Raw genomic sequence first — 3,278 nt, 5'->3', positions numbered from 1 at the left:
TTCAGGAAATTTCTCAATGAAAATGCAAGCCACGAACGCAGTCCGTACCGCCGCCATCCTCTTGATCGCTTCCTTCGCCGCCGCCGGCGCCAACGCACAAACGTCCGCTTCGGTTGCCCTGTCGGGTTACGACAGCCTGAGCGCAACGCCGGGCACCATGTCCGCCGCCACGCTGCCAGCCACCGCCAACAATTACTACGTGGCGCCTAACGGTTCCGACACCGCCGCCGGCAGGAAAGCAGCACCATTCAAGACGCTGGCACGCGCAGCAAAAGCTGCCGTCAAGGCAAACACGACTGTGTTCGTCGCTCCCGGCACCTACGAAGGTGGCTTCAAGACGACCGGCAATGGCACCGCCGCCGGCCGCATCTATTGGGTCTCGACCACCAAGTGGGGCGCCAAGATCGTCCCGCCTGCGAACTCGGCCAACAAGACCGCCTGGGACAACCGCGGCAACTACGTCAGCATCATCGGTTTCGAAGTCGACGGCACCAGGATCCAGAAGGGCACCAAGTGGACGCTGGGCATCTACACCGGCGGTTCGTACAACGTCATCGAAGGCAACCACGTGCACCACACCGCCAACACGATCGCCTGCAGCAGCGCCGGCGGTTCGGCCATCGGTGTCGACAGCTACTATAAGGGCGTCATGACCGACGTCATCGGCAACACCGTGCACGACATCGGCCCTGCCGGCTGCACCTACGTCCAGGGCATCTACGTGTCGACCTCGGGCTCGATCAAGAACAACGTGGTCTACCGCGTCGGTTCGGCGGCGATTCACCTCTGGCACGACGCCACCAACGTGAAAATCACCAACAACACGGTGAGCTCGTCGGTGTTCGGCATCATCGTCGGTGGCGGCGATTTCTACTTCACCAGCGCCGGCGCCAACAACGTCGCCGTGCACAACAACATCGTGTACGACAACAAGTACGGCATTTCCGAGCAGGGCAAGACCGGCACCGGCAACACCTACAAGAACAACCTGGTGTTCAAGAACACGACCTACGACTGGCAGCTGCGCAATGGCCTGAAGCACACTGCGACCATCAGCTCGGACCCGCTGCTGGCCGGCTACTCGCGCACCGCCGCAATGCCGAACTTCAAGCCGAGCGCGAGCTCGCCGGTAATCGGCCGCGGTATCGCGACCTATGCCCACCCGACCGACATCGATGGCAAGGCGCGTAACGCATCGACCGGTTTTGACATCGGCGCGTTTCAACACTAAAAGCCAGCATTGAGTACGCACACCAAGCCCGAAGCGCAGGGAGCGCCGCCCGATCCGCGGCGTTTCCCAAGCAAACCCGCCACCGCAAGGTGTGCGGGTTTTTTTACGTCCCCAGGCCCAGTGCCGGCCCAGGGAGAAGGGCTAACAACCAGCAAGGCAGAATACTCACGAATGTTTCTCAGTTTAAACAACGTTTGTAACAATGATATTCAAAAGAAATTTATTTGCGAAAACGTTGAACTTAGGAAGTTTCCAGCGCTCAAAGGTACGTATTCAATTTTTTTGTTAGGGAAACTCTCGCATGAAACAGCAAGCCATCATCATCAACTTCCGTTTGAACGCAGTTACCCGCGCTACCGCAGCCGCACTCGTGGCACTGTGTGCCGTCTCCGCAGCAAACGCTGCCGAGCAGTTCGCAGTGACCGGTTACAGCACCGGGAATACCGCCACCGCCGTGACCGCAGGCGCATCCCCGACCCAACAGATCACCGAGTTGTATCGTGACTTGCTCGGCCGTGCACCGGACGCCGGCGGCCTCGCCCACTGGAAGCGCCTGATGGCAGGGGGCATGACGATCGCCCAGGTCGAAGCGGCGTTCAAGCAAACCCCGGAATACATCGCCCGCAACGGCAACACCGGCGGCAACACCGGTGGCGGCACGGTCGCCACCCCGACCACCGCGAACAATTACTACGTGGCGCCGAACGGTTCCGACACCGCTGCCGGCACGAAAGCAGCACCATTCAAGACCCTGGCGCGCGCCGCCAAGGCAGCCGTCAAGGCGAACACCACCGTGTTCGTGGCGCCAGGCACCTATGACGGCGGCTTCAAGACGACCGGCAACGGTACCGCCGCCGGCCGCATCTATTGGGTGTCGACCACGAAGTGGGGCGCCAAGATCGTGCCGCCAGCAAACTCGGCCAACAAGACCGCCTGGGACAACCGCGGCAACTACGTCAGCATCGTCGGTTTCGAGATCGACGGCAGCAAGATCCAGAAGGGTACCAAGTGGACCCTCGGCATCTACACTGGCGGTTCGTACAACGTCATCGAAGGCAATCACGTCCACCACACGGCCAACACCATTCCTTGCAGCAGCGCCGGCGGTTCGGCCATCGGCGTGGACAGCTACTACAAGGGCGTGATGGGCGACGTCATCGGTAACGTCGTGCACGATATTGGCCCGGCCGGCTGTACCTACGTCCAGGGCATTTATCACAGCACGTCGGGCTCGATCAAGAACAACGTGGTCTACCGCGTGGGTTCGGCAGCGATTCACCTGTGGCACGACGCGAACAACGTCAAGATCACCAACAACACGGTGAGCTCGTCGGTATTCGGCATCATCGTCGGCGGTGGCGATTATTACTTCACCTCGGCTGGCGCCAACAATGTCGCCGTACACAACAACATCGTGTACGACAACAAGTACGGCATCTCGGAGCAGGGCAAGACCGGTACCGGCAATACATACAAGAACAACCTCGTGTTCAAGAACCCGACCTATGACTGGCAGCTGCGCAATGGTCTGAAGCACACCGGCACCATCAGCTCGGACCCATTGCTGGCCGGCTACTCGCGTACCGCCGCGACGCCGAACTTCAAGCCGAGCAATAGCTCGCCGGTGATCGGCCGTGGCATCGCGACTTATGCGCACCCGACCGACATCGATGGCAAGGCACGTAATGCATCGACCGGTTTCGATATCGGCGCATACCAGCACTAAAAGCGAGTACTAAGCGCACGAAACCAGCACTGTTCCCCTCCAAGCCCCCGGGCTTGACCTGACCCGCGTCGCCGCCAGGCACGCGGGTTTTTTACGCTTCTGTCGATGCTGCTTCGATATGAATCGTTTCATGAACGCCGATCTATTAGGGCGAATATGCTTTACTAGATTGTTACTTATCAGAATTTTTTTTCAAAAAAGTTGAACTAAGGAAGTTTCTTACCCTCAAAGCTTACGTATTCACTTTTTACTTCAGGAAATTTCTCAATGAAAATGCAAGCCACGAACGCAGTCCGTACCGCCGCCATCCTCTTGATCGCT

2 protein-coding genes are annotated in these 3,278 nt (G+C 59.1%); both read left to right on the top strand.

All coding sequences use genetic code 11. The features are described 5' to 3' along the window. Window positions 1-16: 16 nt before the first annotated feature. A complete protein-coding gene (locus tag IFT60_RS26110; RefSeq protein ID WP_192057014.1) occupies window positions 17-1,231 on the top strand; it encodes a right-handed parallel beta-helix repeat-containing protein in 1,215 nt (404 codons plus the stop codon). A 301-nt stretch (window positions 1,232-1,532) separates the two neighbouring features. After that, entirely contained in the window at window positions 1,533-2,957 is a 1,425-nt protein-coding gene (locus IFT60_RS26100; RefSeq protein WP_229511229.1) for a right-handed parallel beta-helix repeat-containing protein, read from the top strand. Window positions 2,958-3,278 lie beyond the last annotated feature (321 nt).

The organism is Massilia sp. CFBP 13721 (genome assembly GCF_014842025.1).
Taxonomy (GTDB): Bacteria; Pseudomonadota; Gammaproteobacteria; order Burkholderiales; family Burkholderiaceae_D; genus Telluria.
The sequence above is the reverse complement of the archived record's forward strand: the minus strand, read 5'-3'. Positions and strand labels throughout refer to the sequence as shown.